The 17,377-nt window shown below is 58.4% G+C and carries 20 protein-coding genes and 1 pseudogene; 15 read left to right on the forward strand and 6 right to left on the reverse strand.

Annotation, left to right across the window (positions count from 1 at the left end; translation table 11 throughout):
- From IQK56_RS07445 to IQK56_RS07495, 11 genes are all read left to right on the forward strand, one after another.
- Window positions 1-657, forward strand: a complete 657-nt coding sequence (locus IQK56_RS07445) for a phage baseplate protein (RefSeq protein ID WP_193861904.1) — start codon at window positions 1-3, stop codon at window positions 655-657.
- Window positions 657-965 carry a phage baseplate plug family protein gene (locus tag IQK56_RS07450; protein ID WP_193861905.1) on the forward strand — a complete coding sequence of 103 codons (309 nt, stop codon included), beginning with the start codon at window positions 657-659 and terminating at the stop codon, window positions 963-965. Before IQK56_RS07445 ends, IQK56_RS07450 begins: the two co-directional genes overlap by 1 nt.
- Window positions 962-2,377 (forward strand): baseplate hub protein, encoded by a 1,416-nt coding sequence (locus IQK56_RS07455; RefSeq protein WP_193861906.1) that lies wholly within the window; start codon window positions 962-964, stop codon window positions 2,375-2,377. The genes IQK56_RS07450 and IQK56_RS07455 overlap by 4 nt, the downstream gene beginning before the upstream one ends.
- Window positions 2,378-2,443: 66 nt before the next feature.
- A complete protein-coding gene (locus IQK56_RS07460; RefSeq protein ID WP_193861907.1) occupies window positions 2,444-2,914 on the forward strand; it encodes a hypothetical protein in 471 nt (156 codons plus the stop codon).
- Window positions 2,915-2,980: 66 nt separating this feature from the next.
- Window positions 2,981-3,688 (forward strand): Gp138 family membrane-puncturing spike protein, encoded by a 708-nt coding sequence (locus tag IQK56_RS07465; RefSeq protein ID WP_193861908.1) that lies wholly within the window; start codon window positions 2,981-2,983, stop codon window positions 3,686-3,688.
- Complete coding sequence (locus IQK56_RS07470) at window positions 3,685-4,035, forward strand: contractile injection system sheath initiator (RefSeq protein ID WP_193861909.1); 351 nt, start codon at window positions 3,685-3,687, stop codon at window positions 4,033-4,035. The genes IQK56_RS07465 and IQK56_RS07470 overlap by 4 nt, the downstream gene beginning before the upstream one ends.
- Window positions 4,028-5,248, forward strand: a complete 1,221-nt coding sequence (locus tag IQK56_RS07475) for a baseplate J/gp47 family protein (protein ID WP_193861910.1) — start codon at window positions 4,028-4,030, stop codon at window positions 5,246-5,248. Before IQK56_RS07470 ends, IQK56_RS07475 begins: the two co-directional genes overlap by 8 nt.
- Window positions 5,248-5,889 (forward strand): baseplate wedge 1 family protein, encoded by a 642-nt coding sequence (locus tag IQK56_RS07480; protein ID WP_193861911.1) that lies wholly within the window; start codon window positions 5,248-5,250, stop codon window positions 5,887-5,889. The genes IQK56_RS07475 and IQK56_RS07480 overlap by 1 nt, the downstream gene beginning before the upstream one ends.
- A 1-nt stretch (window position 5,890) precedes the next feature.
- Complete coding sequence (locus IQK56_RS07485; RefSeq protein ID WP_193861912.1) at window positions 5,891-7,123, forward strand: gp53-like domain-containing protein; 1,233 nt, start codon at window positions 5,891-5,893, stop codon at window positions 7,121-7,123.
- Between the two features lie 14 nt (window positions 7,124-7,137).
- A complete protein-coding gene (locus tag IQK56_RS07490; protein WP_193861913.1) occupies window positions 7,138-7,545 on the forward strand; it encodes a tail fiber assembly protein in 408 nt (135 codons plus the stop codon).
- A gap of 42 nt (window positions 7,546-7,587) precedes the next feature.
- A complete protein-coding gene (locus tag IQK56_RS07495; protein ID WP_193861914.1) occupies window positions 7,588-8,013 on the forward strand; it encodes a cell wall hydrolase in 426 nt (141 codons plus the stop codon).
- Between the two features lie 34 nt (window positions 8,014-8,047).
- Here IQK56_RS07495 and IQK56_RS07500 read toward each other — a convergent pair whose 3' ends face one another.
- The 4 genes from IQK56_RS07500 to IQK56_RS07515 form a co-directional block, all read right to left on the reverse strand.
- Window positions 8,048-9,025, reverse strand: a complete 978-nt coding sequence (locus IQK56_RS07500) for an SGNH/GDSL hydrolase family protein (RefSeq protein WP_193861915.1) — start codon at window positions 9,023-9,025, stop codon at window positions 8,048-8,050.
- Between the two features lie 32 nt (window positions 9,026-9,057).
- Complete coding sequence (locus IQK56_RS07505) at window positions 9,058-9,492, reverse strand: hypothetical protein (protein WP_341869495.1); 435 nt, start codon at window positions 9,490-9,492, stop codon at window positions 9,058-9,060.
- Window positions 9,493-9,575: 83 nt separating this feature from the next.
- Window positions 9,576-10,757, reverse strand: coding sequence for a phage integrase central domain-containing protein (locus tag IQK56_RS07510; protein WP_193861916.1), 1,182 nt, complete (start codon window positions 10,755-10,757; stop codon window positions 9,576-9,578).
- A 258-nt stretch (window positions 10,758-11,015) separates the two neighbouring features.
- Entirely contained in the window at window positions 11,016-12,095 is a 1,080-nt protein-coding gene (locus IQK56_RS07515) for a patatin-like phospholipase domain-containing protein (RefSeq protein WP_193861917.1), read from the reverse strand.
- Window positions 12,096-12,254: 159 nt separating this feature from the next.
- Here IQK56_RS07515 and IQK56_RS07520 point away from each other — a divergent pair, with 159 nt between their 5' ends.
- Genes IQK56_RS07520 through IQK56_RS07535 form a run of 4 tightly spaced genes read left to right on the forward strand, consistent with a single transcriptional unit; the run spans window position 12,255 to window position 14,852 of the window.
- Window positions 12,255-12,557 (forward strand): PepSY domain-containing protein, encoded by a 303-nt coding sequence (locus tag IQK56_RS07520; protein WP_099584870.1) that lies wholly within the window; start codon window positions 12,255-12,257, stop codon window positions 12,555-12,557.
- The gene (locus IQK56_RS07525; RefSeq protein WP_193861918.1) at window positions 12,557-12,868 is read left to right on the forward strand and encodes a PepSY domain-containing protein; all 312 of its coding nucleotides are present in this window, start codon (window positions 12,557-12,559) and stop codon (window positions 12,866-12,868) included. The genes IQK56_RS07520 and IQK56_RS07525 overlap by 1 nt, the downstream gene beginning before the upstream one ends.
- Entirely contained in the window at window positions 12,868-13,536 is a 669-nt protein-coding gene (locus IQK56_RS07530) for a response regulator transcription factor (protein WP_099584872.1), read from the forward strand. Before IQK56_RS07525 ends, IQK56_RS07530 begins: the two co-directional genes overlap by 1 nt.
- A complete protein-coding gene (locus tag IQK56_RS07535; RefSeq protein WP_122305325.1) occupies window positions 13,533-14,852 on the forward strand; it encodes a sensor histidine kinase in 1,320 nt (439 codons plus the stop codon). The genes IQK56_RS07530 and IQK56_RS07535 overlap by 4 nt, the downstream gene beginning before the upstream one ends.
- Window positions 14,853-14,878: 26 nt before the next feature.
- Here the strand turns inward: IQK56_RS07535 and IQK56_RS31695 are convergent, their stop codons facing one another.
- On the reverse strand, window positions 14,879-15,634 hold the full coding sequence (locus tag IQK56_RS31695; protein ID WP_425274536.1) for a methyl-accepting chemotaxis protein: 756 nt from the start codon (window positions 15,632-15,634) through the stop codon (window positions 14,879-14,881).
- Window positions 15,635-15,736: 102 nt separating this feature from the next.
- A pseudogene (locus IQK56_RS31700) lies at window positions 15,737-17,053 on the reverse strand (methyl-accepting chemotaxis protein); the annotation flags it as partial.
- Window positions 17,054-17,377 lie beyond the last annotated feature (324 nt).

The following is a 17,377-nucleotide window of genomic DNA, read 5'->3' on the forward strand; positions in this document are numbered from 1 at the left end:
GTGAGCATCATCAACATCTTCACGCGCAAAGCCCCGACCATTGCTGGCTACTCGTTCGACGCGGTGCTGGAGGACACGTTCGAGGCGACGGTGACGATCACCTCCATCCCGATTGAGTCGGGCGTGAGGATCTCCGACCACCGCATCCTGAACCCTTTCAAGTGGACAATGACCGGGGCAATCAGCAACAACCCGGTCAAGGTTCAGTTGACGGACTTTCTCGGCGGCGCGCTTTCCAACCTGACTGACAACCCCATCGTATCGACGGTGGCTGGTCTGTCGGCTGGCTGGCTGGCCGGCAGCGATGAAACCAGGGCAAGCACCACGCTCGACTTCCTGATCTGGCTGATGAAGTCGTACGACCCCTTCGACATCGACGCCGGCGACATCCTGCTGAAGAACATGGCCATCACGCGCCTGTCCCGGACAAAGGAGCCGCGCAACGAGGGAGGCCTGGAGTTCGTCGTGGAGATGCAGGAGGTCATCGACCTGGACCGTATCCAGCGGGACTACCAGTGCACGCCTGATCAGCTGCGTGACGGAGATCCGTCAAAGTCGGCGCTGACTCGCGCCATCAACCGCGGCCAGGCAATCGCCAAAGAAGCATCCGACAGCGTTTCGAAGTCGGTAAACGGAATCCTTGACGGAGTCGTCTGATGTACACCATCCCGCTGCGCGCCGGTGCCGCCAACGCTCACCAGCGTTTTGGCGTACAGCTCGGTGACAACCTAATCGACTTTGAAATTGACTTCATCTCCTACCTGGATGTGCCGGCATGGTCAATGAACCTCCTGCGTGACGGCAGCCGCATCGTGGCCGGTGCAATGCTTGAGCCGGGCAGCGACATCATCCAAAGCTACCGGACCGCTATCGGTCAGATGGTGTTCACCGGCAAAGACGTGACCCTGGACAACCTGGGCATCGACAACTTCCTCGTCTGGATACCTCCATTGGTGGAAACATGAGAGAGCGTGTTTGGTCAATCGATGTGAACGGCCAGCCCTACATCGGGCTTCAGTCCGGGCGCCGGCAGTTCCGCATCCAGTTTAGCGTCGATATAGCTCCACAGAATGTGATTTCCTATGCTGACATACGGCTTTACAACATGAACAAGGGGTCTGCTATTACCCAGCGCTCGAGCATCGTGTTGCGGGCTGGATACAACGATAACGTCGATGCGATTTTCACTGGCTTTGTGACCAACGTACTACGGGAGAGGGAGCCAGGCGCACCTGAAATAATCACGCGATTAATATGCCGGTCTGGACAGCCTGCCGTTGACCGAGCTTCCTCTCAGCTATCGTTTGGCGTCGGTGCAAGGGTAGAAGAAGTACTTCGCGCCCTTGCTGCTTCATGGCCGCTGCCTATCGATATCGACAACGCTCAGTTTTCCGACGCGAAGCCGCTATCGTCTGGGCTCGTCGTTGACGGCGATATTCCTTCCGCGATGAATGCATTGGCATACGCATATAAATTTCAGTGGTTGCAGGATCGCGGCCGGATAATCGTAACCAAACCGAACATGTTGCGCGTCACCACCATGGTGAAGGTTGATCAGTTCAATGGAATGATAGGGATTCCAGAGGTGTCCAGGGGGCCTGATGGTCTTGGCGTGTTCGTCTCAGTCCAGTTGAATCCATCGCTCAGGGCAAATGGTCGCATCGATGTGGAGAGCGAATTCGCCACATTCAACACCGGCAACCTCTTCGTATCCGAGCTGAGCGGTGATGCCAGCGCAAACGGCGAGTACAACATTTTCGCCATGAAGCATTCCGGCGATTCGCACAGTGACCTTTGGCGAACCGAGATCGACGGCCTGCGCGCCGGCACAACGCCGGCGGCAACCGAGACCGCAACGCCGCAAAACGGGAAACTGATATGGGGTGCCAGGGTTGACCAGGCGTTCCGGGTAAAGGTGCGGGAGATATGCGACCAGCTGTCCTTTGACCCGAACTGGCTCATGGCCGTGATGGGGTTCGAGACGGGCTATACGTTCAGCCCGGCAGCAAGAAACCCAGGCAGCACCGCAACAGGCCTCATTCAGTTACTGGAGGCTTCGGCGCGCGGTGTCGGCACATCCACTGCCCAGCTTGCACGGATGACCGCTGTCCGTCAGCTCGACTACGTGGAGGCGTACTACAAGCCGTACGCGGGCCGTATCCGTAACCTTGGTGACGCTTACCTGGCAGTCCTTTGGCCTGCGGCAGTGGGGCGGCCGGATTCGTATGTGATGTGGGAGCGTGATAGCGGCCCATACCAGCGCGAGTACGCAGCAAACTCAGGCCTGGACGTGAATCGCAACGGAGTTATCACTCGCGGCGAGGCCGCCGCGTCCGTCAACACCTCCTACATGCGTGGGCAGCAGTTCGTGAGGTAGTCCCTCGATGGTGAGAGTTTTCTCTATCTGATAGATTGCGAGCATACAGAGAAGGAATATCTGACCTTGAACACAAAATTCTGCATCGGCTTTTTATTGTTTTCTTGCAGCGCTATTGCGGCACTCCCAGAGATTAAAAGTCAGCAGGCTCTTTCAGTAGATTCGGATTCGATCTGTCGATACGAGTCAACCTCAAGAGGTGTGCTTGATGATAAAAAACTCTCAAGCTGCCTCGCAAATCATGTGAAATGGATCGGTGAGGTGGTTCGCCTAGATAGCGAGAATCGAGAGGATTTCTATACGAAAGCGTCCTATCCGTTTTGCTATGAGCGCTCAACCAGGCGCGGCACTACAAATGCCGGACTCATGTATATCTGCCTTGAGTCAGAGGTAGATGCTCACAAGGACGTGATGTACTACCTGGACAAGCTGGGGAAAGAAAAGATCGTCCCCATCGTTCGCTCTGAAATAGCCAAATACGGATCATGGGGGATGGTTAGGTTCAAGATTAAAAATGACCTAGATCCTCCCCCTTGAGCAGTTTTAGCACACGACCCGCTACGGCGGGTTTTTTAATGCCTGCGAAAAGTTAATGGTGGCTAAATGCTCGATTCAGAAGGCCGCACGAGGCAGCCGGAGCTTATTCGTGACGCTTTTCGGGAGATCCTGAAGGGGGTCTGCACGTCGCTGCCTGGACACGTCTTGACGTTCGACCCGGTCAAGCAGCTCGCCCAGGTGCAGCCTGGCATAGCCCGCGTCGACATAAACGGCGCCGAGTTCACCATCCCACCAATCATTGAGGTTCCGGTTTACTTCCCCGGAGGTGACTACTGCGTCGAGTACCAGATCGATTCAGGATGTGAGGGCGACATTCTTTTCTCCCAGCGCTGCATTGACGGTTGGGTGCAGAGCGGCGGGGTGGCAACCAACCCAATTGGGCGCTTCCACAACATGCAGGACGCCATGTTCCTGCCGGGCTTCAGGTCCGTGCCAAATGCACTGCCGGACTTCCAGAACAACGGCGTGCGCATGCGCAACCGTGATGGCTCCCAGTTCGTTTGGCTGAAGAACGACAACAGCATCTCAATGGATAACGGGGTAGCCAGGTTCAACGTGTTGGCCGACGGCACAACCCTAATGCAAAACGGCGCCGGCAGCTTTCAGTTGCAGGCCGACGGCACCTTTCTGATCAACGGGCTGAAGATCACGCCAGACGGCAACGTCATCACCGCCGCTGGCACAAACCTCAACACACACCGCCATGGCGGTGTAACCCCGGGCTCCGGGACAAGCGGAGTGCCAGTTATATGACCGTACGCAGACTGGACGACGAAACAGGCGACATCGTGACTCGTGGGCAGCAGTTCATCACCGGTCAGTCCGAGGTGGCACAGACCGTGCTGACCCGCCTTCGCCTGTTCTTGGGCGAGTACTTCCGAGATATCACCGACGGCACGCCGTGGTACGAGCAGATTCTGGGCAAGTTCACCAGCCTCTCCGCCGCTGAGGCGGCGCTGCGAGCGCGAATCGCCAACACGCCTGGCGTGATCCGGCTCACCAGCTTCTCCGCTGACTTCAATATCGAAAACCGCAAATACAGCGTAACCGCTGGGATTCTCACCGAGTTCGGCCTGGAAGAGGTAACACTGAATGGCTAGCCTGACTTCGACCGGCTACGTGCTACAGACGCAAAACGACTGGTTCGCCCAGGAGCGCCAGTTCTATCTGGACATTGATCCACTGTGGAACCTGGACCCTTCGACGCCAGACGGCCTCAAGATGGCGCACGACTCCGAGATCTTTTACGCGCTCGACGAGACGTTGCAGCAGGCCTACAACTCGAAAGACCCGAACAAGGCCAAGGGCAGTGACCTGGATATTGTCTGCTCGCTGACTGGCACCATCCGATCTGGCGGGTCTCGCTCCAGTGTGCAACTGACCATCACCGCCACACCAGGCACGCCAATTCAGGCAGGCAACCGCTTTGAGTCCGTCACCACCGGCAGCCGCTGGACGACTGACCAAGCCGTTACAGCAGACTCCTTGGGGTCGGCGACCGTCAACGCGACTTGCACAGTCATCGGGCCTACCCAGGCTGACGCCGGCACTATTACCCGCATCGTTGATGTAGTGGCAGGGCTTGCCAGCGTCACGAACGCTGCGCCGGCAACACCAGGTACTGACGGTCAGCGCGATGAGCAACTGCGCGTCACCCGCGCTACAGCCGTCGGGCGCCCAGGCAACAACCAGATCGACTCAATGATCGGCGAACTGTTCGGCGTGGACGGCGTGCGCCGGGTGAAGGTGTACGAGAACGACACCAATATAAGCGCGGTTTCAGTAGACAACCCATACGGCCTTCCGCGCCACTCCATAGCGCCGATCATTGACGGCGGGACTGACGATGACGTGGCAATGGCCATCTACCTGAAGAAGAACCCTGGCTCAACTCTGTATCAGGCAGGAACACCCTTCCAGGTCGAGGTTACGTCTCCCAAGTATCCGACCAACAAGAAGCTGATCCGGGCAAGCCGGCCGATCTACGTAGACATGATCGCGATCATCCGCGTCGTAAATGACGGCTCACTTCCACCGAACGCCGATCAGCTTATTAAAGAGGCGATGATGGAGTACGCCGCCGGCGACCTGATTCCTGCCGATGTCGGCTTCAAGATCGACGGCTTTGATATTGGCGAGACCGTGCCATTCAGCACGATCTTCACGCCGGTCAATAAGGTCATCGGCTCGTACGGCGACAGCTACGTAGATCTGCCCTCATCCAGCCTCAATGGCGGACAGGCCAATGTCGCAATCGCCTACAACCAGATGTCCCGGTGGACGGAGAGCAACATCACCGTAGTGATCACGTGATGAACATCCCAGACCGCATATACGCGCAGTACCGCGACAAGCCAAAGGCGGTGGCCTGGTACGCAATCGCCAGGGATCTTGGCGGGGACATTGAGGCGGCGGCTCAGGCCGTGCGCAAGAGCTACGACATTGATAGCGCGGTCGGTGAGCAACTGAACGTCATCGGCCGGATCGTCGTGGCGCCGCGGAGCTTCGTTGGCTCAATGCCAATGAACCCAGCTCTGTTCGATCTAACCGACGGCGGTGAGTTTGGCGACGACGATGCCATGTTCAGCGCGTTGACGATTGATCAGGACGGGCAGCTTTCAGACGAGCTGTACCGGCTGGTCATAAAGGCCAAGATCGTCAAGAACAACGGCGACGCGACCATCGAGAACATCCTCGACGGCATGAACTTTCTTCTTCCCATGGCCGATGTGCTGCGCGTTACAGATGGCGAAGACATGTCGTTCAGCATCGAGTTCTACGGCCAGATAACCAACCTTGAGCGGTTCGCTCTACTCAGTGCCGGCTTAATACCAAGACCTCAGGCAGTCAAATTTAACGGATTCCTTGAGGGATTCAACATGGTCGAGTTTGGCGATATGGATGCTGAATTCGGTGACGATCAAGCAGAATTTGCAGGATATATAGGGGCGTAACATGGCACTTAAGCTTAACGAGCGATACCCGGGTCGATTCACCAATCCATCCGCAGGCTACCCTCAAGGCTCTTTCAAGAACAGAACAACACCAACCGCCAAAGATGGATCTTACCTAGAGAAGGACTGGGCAAACGACAAGGAAGGCTTTTTCCAATCCCTACTCGCTGCCGCCGGAATCACAGCTGACGGCAACGTCGACTCTGTTGGTTCCTCGCAGTACTATTCCGCCTTGCGCGGGCTCCTTGGTAACTATGCCAGTTTTTCTATCGTATCAACCTCGGCAGCGCTTCCGGCTGGCAGTGCAAATCTCGTAACTTCTGGCGGGCTGTCGCCAACGTTGCCCGTGCTGTCCACAACTAAAAGTGGGGATTGCGTAACGGTTGCAGCGAGGATGGACGTAACAATCTTGGTGAGCGGTGCTGGTCTGATCAACTACCCCACGTCTGGATCAACAACAAGCTTTGCACTGCGTGCTGGAGAGCAGGTTAGCTTCGTGTCGAATGGATCCACCGCTTGGGCGTGCGCTTACGTATTCAAAAATCCACAATACCAAGAGTACACCGCGTTCACTACCACCGGCACGGCCGCCGCACTGGTCCTTACCCCACAGCCAGCAATCTCAGCCTACTCAATCAATTTGCGTTTTCGTGCGAAATTCAGCCAGGCAAGCACCCCTACGACCACCATCAGCGTGTCCGGTCTTGGCACTCGACTGTTAAAGCAATACGACAGCACTGGAGCCAAGGTTCCTGCCGTTTACGCGGTCAACCAGCTGTCTGACATAGAGTACGACGGCACAGATTTTGTCTTGCTCAACCAACTGCCTTCCACGGGCCAGGCCAGCGAAACTGTATCTGGCGTTTTAAAGCTTGCGACACAAGTGCAGACAGACGCCGGCACAGATGGTGCGACCGCTGTAACTCCACTCAAACTTCGCTTTGGTTTTCAAGCGTCGTTTGCTGCCAACGGTTATCTAAAGCTGCCTTCATGGTTGCTTGGCCTGGTCTTTCAGTGGGGGCTGGTTAACGGGTCCACCACTACGCAGAGCTTTCCGCTGGTATTTCCGAACGCCTGTCTTTTCTTGGGCGGCACCATAAGTGCTGATTCAAACACTTCCGGCGCTAACACCGAATATCAAGTTGCGGCGTTTGTAGTTTCGGCTTCTCAGTTCAGGCTGCGGAACGGTACCGCCAACGGCCTACCTATCCGCTGGTTTGCCGTTGGTTATTAAAAAGAGGTTTCGCTATGTATTTTTTCAATCCAGACAACTTTGGGTTTTACCTTGAAGATGGCGCAGGCTTCATTCCACTTACGAATGAAGAATATCGATATTTAATTGATGGGCAATCGGAAGGTAACCAGATTGTCTTGGGTGAAGGAGGGGTCCCAGAACTGCGCCCAATCGAAAGAACTGCCGAAGAGATTTTGGCCGGCGCACGAGCTGCGCGCGACAAGCTGCTGACTTATGCAACCCTGCGTATCAACCCGCTGCAGTACGCATCGGATCTTGATGAGGCCAGCGAAGAAGACCTGGCACTACTGAAGCTGTGGAAGAAGTACAGCTCCGCAGTGAACAAGACCGAAACCAAGCCGGGATGGCCTGAAGCGCCTGCATGGCCAGAGCCGCCAATCCCCATCGAGACTTCTGCATAAACCGCCCGCCTAGCGCGGGCTTTTTATTACTTGGAGAAAAGTATGACCGCTTCCCAAAAAGACCGCGATATCTTAGCTCGCACACTATGGGGCGAAGCGCGAGGCGAAGGCTTGGCCGGCCAGGTTGCAGTGGCCTGGACCATCCGCAACCGCGTGTTCGACGGCAAGGCTAAGTCGTGGTGGGGGGAGGGCTACGCCGGTGTGTGCCTGAAGCCATGGCAGTTCAGTTGCTGGAACCAGAATGACCCGAACTACTCATACCTCAGCGGCGTTAAGCCGATCCCGGCGGCGCAGTTCGCCCAGGCACAGCGCGCTGCGGATCAAGTGATGTCTGGCTCGGTACCGGATCCAACGGGCGGGGCCACGCACTACTACGCGACCACAATGCCAAAGCCCCCGGCCTGGGCGATGACGGCCAAGCAGACTTTGCGCCTCGGGCACCACCTGTTCTTCAAAGATGTTCCGTAACGGGAGGGGGGGGGGCGGACTCTTCGACTGGAAGTTACCAGCCCTTTGATTTGATAAAGGAGTAAACCGTTTGGGCAACGATCTTGTTGCCCTGATCGTTGAGGTGAAGCCCATCAACAAAAAGAGATGGCGCGATTTTCCCCGAATCAAACGCGGCAACATCGTCCGGCAACTCAGGATTATAGCTGTTCACGAGAGCACCTCTTACATCAACCCAGTTTTCTGGGTAGGCTTCTGATAGCGACTTGTTGAGTTCAGATATCTGCTTGAAGCCCGGGCTGTCGACTGACTCGAAAGATGCATCGGTGACTGACAAAACCAAAAAGTGGTCATTGCCTTTTATCGATCGAATCATTAAGTCAATATTCTCAATGATGGAGTCGTTTGAGAAGCCACTCAGAACATCATTCCGTCCGGACCATATAACGGTTACGTTTTTTGACCATTTGCTTTGGTCGATTACGAAGGGCGCTTCTCCGTTGACGGACACGACATCGCCGCGCTCTTTGCGCTTGAATGTCGTTTCGCCTGCTAATTCAGGGGCGCTTTCATTCCAGTTAACCGCAAGGGTGCCTTCGATGCCAGCCAGGGTCCCGTCGTACTTCAGAGTAATGTAGTTCGACTTGCTTGACAGGTTGGAATGTCTGGTAGATGTGATGGCAACTTTCCCCGACTCCGGTATTGCGTGCCCGTCCACTGTAAGTAGGGGGGGTTTTGCTCCAAACTTTGAGGCTATCTGGGTAGAAGTCATGCCTTCGATCCCATGGTTTTTAATGGATCTCAGGTCAAAGGATGCAATCGCCAGCCTTTGGAGCGCATTCGGGTACGGCATCGACACGCCATCTACCGTGCCAGCCGTCAGAGAGTCGCCCCAGAAGCTTATGGCTGTCGTCGGGCTTTTGTACTTTAGAGTCGCTACCACGGCAGAGGCGGCGATAAGAATTGCAGCGGCAATGAAAATGTTTTTGGCGGTTAGCATTTCTGTCCATAGAACTATTTCATGGGGCGTCATCAATTGATCCCTACCTTCGCGGATGGATTATTTCAGATTTTGTTTGGTTTGGTACAAATAGCTTCGCGTGCTACGGCGTTTTGATTGGTGCGCGATTCGGTGTGGGCGGGACTATCCGCGAACCCTATTGTCTTCAGCTCCATCAACAGCCGCTGATTCTCCCTGAACAGGTGATCGCGCTGCTCGGCCACGATCAGAAGTCCGTTTACCTTCCTGTCCATTTCCGAGTTTTCGCGGTTGAGCCTGGAAACCTCCGAGCGCGCTTTATTGAGCGCGTCCTCGGCGGATGTCTTGCCGGTGGATAGATCATCGCTTAACTGAACCAGGCCTGCGATATTGCGCCGCGCCCTGTTCAGCGCCGACTGGGTCTGGTTGAGCTCGTCTTCCAGCAGGGCGCACTGATGCTTGTACATTTCTAGGGGGGTAGGGCAGCCAAGCCAGACTGATGTGTCGTCGTCGATGTTCATGGCGGGCAAACTCAAATACTGTATGCGTGTACAGTAATTGAGGTTTGACCTTGAAGCGATTTTAGGCGACGAGCTGCAGGTTATTAGCCGGATGGCCCGGCCGATACCAGGTCTGCCCACTCCTGCATCATTTCTCGGCGCTGCTCCAGGTACGCGGCATGGTTGTACACGTCGCGGATAAAGCTGCTGTCTGCGTGGGCGAGCTGCCTTTCAATCCAGTCGCGGTTATAGCCGCGCCCGTTCATTTCCGTGGAGAACAGATGACGGAATCCGTGGGGAGACTGCCTCCCTGTCAGGCCGCACAGGTCCATGACATTATTCGCATAATTGGTGCCGATCGGGGCTGTCGGGTCGCTGCGGTTGGTGAACACGTAGCGAAGGCCTCCGGTGATAGGCAGCATGCTCTTGAGTAGGTCGACGGCCTGGATCGGCAATGGTACGGCGTGTTCGCGGCGGGCCTTCATCTTCGGCGCCGGAGTTGTCCAGGTTGCCGATTCAAGATCAATCTCCGACCATTCTGCGTGCCTGACCTCGCCAGGGCGGGAGGCGGTGTAGATCATCAGCATGATCGCCGCTCGCAACTGGTGGCCTGACACGCACTGCTGGATGGTGGCTATGGTCTTTGGTAGTTCGCTGAACGGCAAGAATGGATGCGGTCGGTTCTGGGCGCCTTTCTCGGTGACAGCGTGCATCTCTGCCGTAGGATTCGATTCTATAAGGCCTGTGGCAATCGCATAACTGAACACCTGCCCCATACGCTGCCTGACCTTCACTGCGGTTACCACCGAACCGCGCTTCTCGATACGCCGTATCAGGGCGATCACGTCGGCGCGCTTGATGGTGTCGATCTGCCGTCCGCCAAGTGTTGGAAGCACGTCCAGTTCCATCAAGTTGCTGATGATCCGGTAGGTGCCCGGCGATATGCTGCCCTTTCTGAATGCCAGCCACTCATCGTACACGCGGCGGAATGTACGTCCGCCAGCCTCAATCAGTCCTGCCTTCTTCTCCTTCCTCGATTCGCGCGGGTCCACGCCGCACGCAATGTCTTCCCGCGCCTCATCTCTGCGAGAGCGCGCTTCCTTAAGGCCCGTTTCCGGGTATGTTCCAAAAGAAATCCTTGCCTGTTTTCCAAGCCAGGTGAATCTAAAGTGCCAGCTCTTGATTCCACTGGTAGCCACATATAGAGAAAGCCCCAGCGTGTCGGGGAGGGTGTATGCCTTATCCTTTGGCTTTGCCTGTCTGGCTGCGGTGTCCGTGAGCGCCACTAGTACATCCTCTCAAAACTGTTCCTGATGTACTGGATGATGTACTAACCCAGTGGCATTGGGAAGGTATTGAGTGGTACGAGGTGATACGCGAATGTCTTTAGGCGTGCGGTTTTAAGGGGGTGTTTGATACGGGAGGGTTTCAGGCGGGAGGCTACCGTGGAATCTTTGAAGATTTCCACAGTATTTTCAGCTCGGTCAGGTATCTGGCAGGCGGCGAGTTTAACAGCTTGATCACGCGCCGCGCATACCGCTGGGTCAAAGCGCCTGCAAGCGCTCGCCCAAACCACCGTTATCCGCCAGTTGCAGAAACTCATCCCCCAGCCGCTGGCTTTCGCTCATCGCGGTTTGCCAGTATTTATTGCGGCTTTTGTCGTCGCCCAAAAAGCGCTTGAAGTCGCTGCGGTCCGGCAGTTTGCCGTGGGGCAGGCGGGCCAGGTAGTCCTTGGACGGCGCCAGCAGCAACACGTCCTGCAAACCCTGTTGATTGCTGCGCCGCCAGGGCAGGCCTTTGTCGAACCAGCCGGGGATCACCCGATCGGTGAAGTGCGGGTACAGCACGATGTCCTCGCCGTGGTAGGGCAAGTCGAGGTGGTAGTCCAGCAGGCCACCGTCGCGGTAGGTGCCGGCGCCTGCGCCGGGCAGGTCGCGCACGCCTTGCATCACCATGGGGATCGAACCCGAGGCAAGCAACGCCTGGCGCAGGTTGCCTGCATCCAGCTCAAGAAACCGCGACGGAAAATCCTTCAGCGGATGCAGCGGTGGCAACTGGCGCGGGTCATGGATGATCAATCGTTCGAAATGCCGCGACAACCGTGCGCGGCCACGCAGGTTATCGGCGATCACCGACGACAGGCCCAAGCCCAGGCGCCCGCGATGGTCATCGGCGAGCAGGCCGTGGCTTTTGACCACCATGATGTTCAGGCGATAGTCGGGGTTGTCCAGCACCCGCGCATCGCGGCCGGCCAGCAGGTCGTCGAGCATGCGTTGGCAGCTTTGGCTGACCTCGGCCATGGTCACGCCTTTGGCAAAGCGTTGTTCGTTGTACAGGCGGCCGAGGTCCAGCAGGCCTTGCACCGGGTCGGGCAGGCAAGCGCTGGCAAAGCGCCAGGAGCCGATGGACGCACCGATCAGTGCCCGTTCCCGTGGTGCCCGAGGCAGCCAGTCGCCGAACAGCGCCAGGTCCAGGCCCTGGATGCCCAACGCCTTGGGGCCGCCGGCCGCACCGGGGAGGATGCCGACATCGACAGGCTCAAGGCCTTGTTCGCGGATGCGGGAGAGGGCGCGTTTGCCGGCCTTGAGGGTCAGGGCGGGAAACTTGATGTGGATGGCTGTCATACCGGTCTCTGTTGAAGCGAGGGGGCAGTATAGGAAATCTCGCAAGCTGTGGGAAAAACCGCTGTCCGCGCAATTGCCATGGTGGCAATTCAGTTTCAGTTAAGTTGCAGCAGATACCGTGGCCGGCGTAGGAATAACATCGTGTAACGGAGACTTATCATGAAACGCCTCACTGCTCTGGTCGCCGCCGCTATCATCGCCTCCACGGCGACCCAGGCCGGAGCCGTGGACCCCGACAAGCCACTGACCGTGCCAGCCACTGTTACAATTGTCGCCTTCGACCAACTGGAAGCCACGGCGCTGGCCCTGCATCCCGGTTCGACGCTGCTGGACACCGATCTGGACGAAGCGTACGGCAAGTATGTCTACGAGGTCGAACTGGAAGATCGCAACGGTATTGAATGGGACGTTGAATTGGACGCGCTCACCGGGCAGGTTCTCAAGAATCATCAGGATACGTAATGAAGGTAAATTTACGCACCGGCAGTCGCGTGGCGTTGGTGTTGGTGATGTTCTGCTCAGGCTTGCAGGCCCGCGACCTCAACCAGGATGAAGCCCTTGCGCTGCGCCAGCAGGGCGTGATCCTGCCGCTGGAGCAACTGTTGCAGCAGGCCATGGCACGGTATCCCGGCTCCCGTCTGCTGGAGGCGGAGCTTGAGAAAAAACACGGCCAATATGCCTACGAAGTGGAGCTGGTGACCACCGAAGGTGTGGTGCGTGAGATTAAACTCGACGCCACCAACGGTGTGCTGATCAAAGATGAGGAAGACTGATGCGCCTGCTCCTGGTGGAAGACAACGTACCCTTGGCCGATGAGTTGTTGGCCGGTCTGCAGCGCCAGGGCTATGCCGTCGACTGGCTGGCCGATGGGCGCGACGCCGCGTACCAGGGCCGCAGCGAACCCTATGACCTGATCATCCTCGACCTCGGTCTGCCCGGTTTGCCCGGCCTTGAGGTGTTGGCACAATGGCGCGCGGCCGCATTGGCCACTCCGGTGCTGGTCCTTACCGCCCGCGACTCGTGGGCCGAGCGGATCGAGGGGCTCAAGGCCGGTGCCGACGACTACCTGAGCAAACCTTTTCACCCTGAAGAACTGCACCTGCGCATCCAGGCGCTGTTGCGCCGCTCCCACGGCCAGGCCAACCAGCCCACCTTGCAAGCCGCCGGCCTGCACTTGGACGAAGGCCGTCAATGCGTACTGCGCGACGGTGACGAGATCCAACTGACCGCCGCCGAGTTCCGCCTGTTGCGCTATTTCATGCTGCACCCCGAACAGATCCTGTCCAAAAGCCACCTGGCCGAGCACTTGTATGACGGCGAGACCGAGCGCGATTCCAATGTGCTGGAAGTCCACGTCAACCACCTGCGCCGCAAACTGGGCCGCGCCGTGATCGAGACCCGGCGTGGCCAGGGTTACCGCTTTGGCGCCAGCCCTGCATGAAGTCGATTCAGCGCCGCCTCAGCCTGGGCCTGATCAGTGTGATGGTGATCGTCGGCCTGGTGCTGGCACAAACCAGCCTGTGGTTATTCGAAGCTGGCTTGCAGCGCTACCTGGAAGCAGGGCTGCGCAACGACGCTGAAAACCTGTTGGTGGCCCTGGTGCGCGGGCCCAACGGCGTGCAGTTGGATGAGCAGCGTCTGTCGCCGGCCTATCAGCGGCCGTTTTCCGGGCATTATTTCCGGATTGATTTCGCCGACACTCATTGGCGCTCCCGTTCGCTGTGGGACCAGGAGTTGCCCCAACTGCCCGAAGCCGGAATCAAGGGCAACCTGCAACTGGGCCCGGAAGGCCAGCAATTGCTGGTGTTGCGTTCGGACTACAAACGCTTTGGCCAGTCGATCTCAATCAGCGTGGCCCAGGATTACACGCCAGTGCGGGAAAGCTTCCGGTTGATGCGTCAGATCGGTCTGGTGCTTGGGTTGGCGGCGTTGGCGCTGGTGTTGGTCCTGCAACGGGTCACTGTGCGCCGTGCCTTGCGCCCGCTGGAAACCGCGCGCAACCAGATCGCCCAACTGCAACAGGGCCAGCGTTCACAACTCGACACCCAGGTGCCGCAGGAACTGGAGCCGCTGGTGGCGCAGATCAACCACTTGCTGGCCCACACCGAAGACAGCCTCAAGCGCTCACGCAATGCCCTCGGCAACCTCGGGCATGCCCTTAAAACGCCACTGGCCGTGTTGCTGAGCGCGGCGTCGAGCGAGGCGCTCAAGGATCATCCCGAGCTGAGCAAACTGCTGCGCAACCAGTTGGAGCAGGTGCAACAGCGCCTCAATCGTGAGCTCAACCGCGCACGCCTGGCCGGCGAAACCCTGCCGGGCGCCTTGTTCGACTGTGAAAAAGAACTGCCTGGTTTGCTGGCCACCCTGAACATGGTCCATGGCGAGCACCTGGACCTCAGCTACCACGCCGCCCCCGGCCTGCAATTGCCCTGGGACCGGGAAGACCTGCTGGAACTGCTCGGCAACCTGCTGGATAACGCCTGCAAATGGGCGGATGCCGATGTGCGGCTGACGATCAGTGAAACCGCCCACAGCTACCTGCTGGCGGTTGAAGACGACGGCCCCGGCATCCCCGAAACCCAGCGCGACCAGGTGTTCAGCCGCGGCACGCGCCTGGATGAGCAAATCGACGGCCACGGTTTGGGGCTGGGGATCGTGCGGGATATTGTCGAGGTGTGGGGCGGGGTATTGCAGTTGCAGGAAAGCGAATTGGGCGGGCTCAAGGTGCTGATTGAATTACCACACCGCCAGATCTGACCACCCGTATCTACGGCTGATTCAGATCAGACGCGAAACTGATCCATCAACCCCTGCTGCTGATTTGCCAGGCTATTCAATGCCTGGCTCACTCGCGCCGACTCATTGGCCTGTTCCGACAGCGACTCGGTCACATCGCGAATGGTCGCCACGTTGCTGTTGATCTCCTCGGCCACCGCGCTTTGCTCTTCGGCGGCGCTGGCGATCTGCAGGTTCATGTCGCTGATGACCGTGACCGCATCGCCTATCTGGCGCAGAGCGGTGACGGCCTGGCCGACCTGTTCGACGCTGCCCTGGGCCTGGCGGTAGCTGTTGCCCATGGAACCGACCACATCCTCGGTGCCGCTTTGCAGTTGCTCGATCACCAGGCGGGTTTCTTCCACCGATTCCTGGGTGCGCCGCGCAAGGTTGCGCACCTCATCCGCCACCACCGCAAAGCCACGACCGGCCTCACCGGCGCGGGCGGCTTCGATGGCGGCGTTGAGCGCCAACAAGTTGGTCTGCTCGGCAATGCCGCGAATCACTTCCAGCACCGAACCGATTTTCTCGCTATTGGCGGCCAGGCCTTCGACCTGGGCCATGGCGGTGCTCATGTCCGCCGCCAGGTGGCCGATGTTGGTGGTGGTCTGGTCGATCACGGTCAAACCGTCGCGGGTGGCCTGGTCGGCATCGCGTGCGGCTTGCGCGGCCTGGGCGGCGCTGCGGGCTACATCCTGGGCAGTCGCACTCATCTCGTGGGAGGCAGTGGCCACCTGGTCGACCTGACGGTATTGCTGCTCCATGCCGGCGCTGGTCTGGGTCGCAATCGCGGCGGATTGGTCGGCGGTGCCACGGGCGTCCTGCACCGAGCGCTTCACCTCGGCAATGATCGGTTGCAGCTTGTCGAGGAAACGGTTGAACCAGCCCGCGAGCTGCCCCAGTTCGTCCTTCTTGTCGTAGGCCAGGCGCCGGGTCAGGTCGCCTTCGCCGCTGGCAATGTCTTCGAGCATATGCGCCACGCCGAGGATCGGCCGCGTCACGCTGCGGGCCATCAGCCACACCAGCATCAGACCGATCACCGCGGCCAGCAGGCCCAGGCCCAATTCCAGCAGCGTGCCACGTGCATTGTCGGCATCCAGTTGGGCCTTCAGCGCTTCGGCGGGTCCGACCAGGACTTTTTCCGGTACATCCAGCAACACACCCCACAGCTTGCCGTCAGGAATCGGCGCGAACGGTGCCAGTACTTTGAGCTGATGGTCGGTGCGCAGGCTGCGGATCTGTGGGCCGCTGGCCAGTGCACTGAGCACTTGCGCGCCGCTGGCGGTGTCGACCTGATCCAGGCGTTTGCTTAACTGGGTGGCGTCCGCGCTGTAGCCGGCCAGCAAGCCGGTAGCGCTGAGGATGCTCACCTGAGTCTGGCCGTCGTACAGTTTTTGGCTGGCCTGTTGGCTCACGGCCTGCAGGCTGTTGAGGTTGATGTCCACCGACAGCGATGCGATGACTTTGCCATTGACCGTGAGCGGGAAGACGATGCTGGTCATCAGTACGTTCTGGCCGTTGATCATATAAAAGTAGGGTTCGATCACGCAGGGCTTGAGCGTCGTGCGCGGGCAAGTGAACCAGGCGTTGGCCGGTTCACCGCTGGGGCCGATGCTTGTGTCGGCCATGTCGCTTTCCGGCAGGGCCATTGAGGTGAGCGTGCCCGGCGTCGGCTGCGACCAGTACAGGGCGAAGCGGCCCTTGTCGTTGCTGCCCAACTCTGCCTGATCGGCGAACAAATCGTCCTTGCCGTCCAGCGCATTGGCTTCGAACACCAGGGACAACCCCAGCAGGTCCGGGTTGGCCTGCAAGGCGGCCTTGACCTGGCGGGTCAGGTCTTCGCGGGTGTCGAAGGCATCGAGGAAGCGCTTTTCGGCCTGCTCGCGCAGGAACAGCACCTGACGGGAAAAGCCGTGGCCGTACTGGTAGGCATCCATGAACTGGCGACGGATACCCAGCGCCTGGGCTTCGCCTTGGGCCTCGATGCGCGCCTGGGCGGAGGTATTGAGCATCTGCATGCTGGAGGCCTGGACCTGCTCCGAACTCTGCGCCATGCGATACAGAGACAAACCCACCAGCAGGGTCACGATCCCCAGCAGGCAGAGGCCCGCGAGCAGGGTGATTTTCCATTGAATGGAGAGCTGCCTGAGCGACATCGGGACATCCTTAACCTGAAAGCACATAGAGTCAGGTTATCGGCTGCCTTGGAGGTTTCTTTATTCAAACGATCAATTTAAATTTGCTTTTGTGGTGAGCAAGCTTGCTTGCGCGGGGCCTTAGGGGGGGCTTAAAAGCCGGCTCCAGCTGCGCTGTCGAACGGAGCAAGCTCCCTCGCCACAGGTTTTTTGACATGCAGCCCCGCCTCCTGCAAAGTGCGCGCCCTCTAATAAGACCTCCTTAAAGCCTGCACGCGGGTCGCCAGCCAATGGCCACCTGAGCGAGGGCATGCCTGTTTTTTATGTTTTTGCTTGAGGTAACCATGATTAACGCAGTCATCGCCGCGGTCG

The sequence above is a fragment of the Pseudomonas cyclaminis genome (assembly GCF_015163715.1).
Lineage (GTDB): Bacteria > Pseudomonadota > Gammaproteobacteria > Pseudomonadales > Pseudomonadaceae > Aquipseudomonas > Aquipseudomonas cyclaminis.

Excerpts from the sequence above, each read along its gene's own strand:
- IQK56_RS07450 (WP_193861905.1), top strand. The coding sequence starts at position 657 with ATGTACACCATCCCGCTGCGCGCCGGTGCCGCCAACGCTCACCAGCGT.
- IQK56_RS07455 (WP_193861906.1), top strand. The coding sequence starts at position 962 with ATGAGAGAGCGTGTTTGGTCAATCGATGTGAACGGCCAGCCCTACATC.
- IQK56_RS07465 (WP_193861908.1), top strand. The coding sequence starts at position 2,981 with ATGCTCGATTCAGAAGGCCGCACGAGGCAGCCGGAGCTTATTCGTGAC.
- IQK56_RS07470 (WP_193861909.1), top strand. The coding sequence starts at position 3,685 with ATGACCGTACGCAGACTGGACGACGAAACAGGCGACATCGTGACTCGT.
- IQK56_RS07475 (WP_193861910.1), top strand. The coding sequence starts at position 4,028 with ATGGCTAGCCTGACTTCGACCGGCTACGTGCTACAGACGCAAAACGAC.
- IQK56_RS07480 (WP_193861911.1), top strand. The coding sequence starts at position 5,248 with ATGAACATCCCAGACCGCATATACGCGCAGTACCGCGACAAGCCAAAG.
- IQK56_RS07485 (WP_193861912.1), top strand. The coding sequence starts at position 5,891 with ATGGCACTTAAGCTTAACGAGCGATACCCGGGTCGATTCACCAATCCA.
- IQK56_RS07490 (WP_193861913.1), top strand. The coding sequence starts at position 7,138 with ATGTATTTTTTCAATCCAGACAACTTTGGGTTTTACCTTGAAGATGGC.
- IQK56_RS07495 (WP_193861914.1), top strand. The coding sequence starts at position 7,588 with ATGACCGCTTCCCAAAAAGACCGCGATATCTTAGCTCGCACACTATGG.
- IQK56_RS07500 (WP_193861915.1), bottom strand. The coding sequence starts at position 9,025 with ATGACGCCCCATGAAATAGTTCTATGGACAGAAATGCTAACCGCCAAA.
- IQK56_RS07505 (WP_341869495.1), bottom strand. The coding sequence starts at position 9,492 with ATGAACATCGACGACGACACATCAGTCTGGCTTGGCTGCCCTACCCCC.
- IQK56_RS07515 (WP_193861917.1), bottom strand. The coding sequence starts at position 12,095 with ATGACAGCCATCCACATCAAGTTTCCCGCCCTGACCCTCAAGGCCGGC.
- IQK56_RS07520 (WP_099584870.1), top strand. The coding sequence starts at position 12,255 with ATGAAACGCCTCACTGCTCTGGTCGCCGCCGCTATCATCGCCTCCACG.
- IQK56_RS07525 (WP_193861918.1), top strand. The coding sequence starts at position 12,557 with ATGAAGGTAAATTTACGCACCGGCAGTCGCGTGGCGTTGGTGTTGGTG.
- IQK56_RS07530 (WP_099584872.1), top strand. The coding sequence starts at position 12,868 with ATGCGCCTGCTCCTGGTGGAAGACAACGTACCCTTGGCCGATGAGTTG.
- IQK56_RS07535 (WP_122305325.1), top strand. The coding sequence starts at position 13,533 with ATGAAGTCGATTCAGCGCCGCCTCAGCCTGGGCCTGATCAGTGTGATG.
- IQK56_RS31695 (WP_425274536.1), bottom strand. The coding sequence starts at position 15,634 with ATGGAGCAGCAATACCGTCAGGTCGACCAGGTGGCCACTGCCTCCCAC.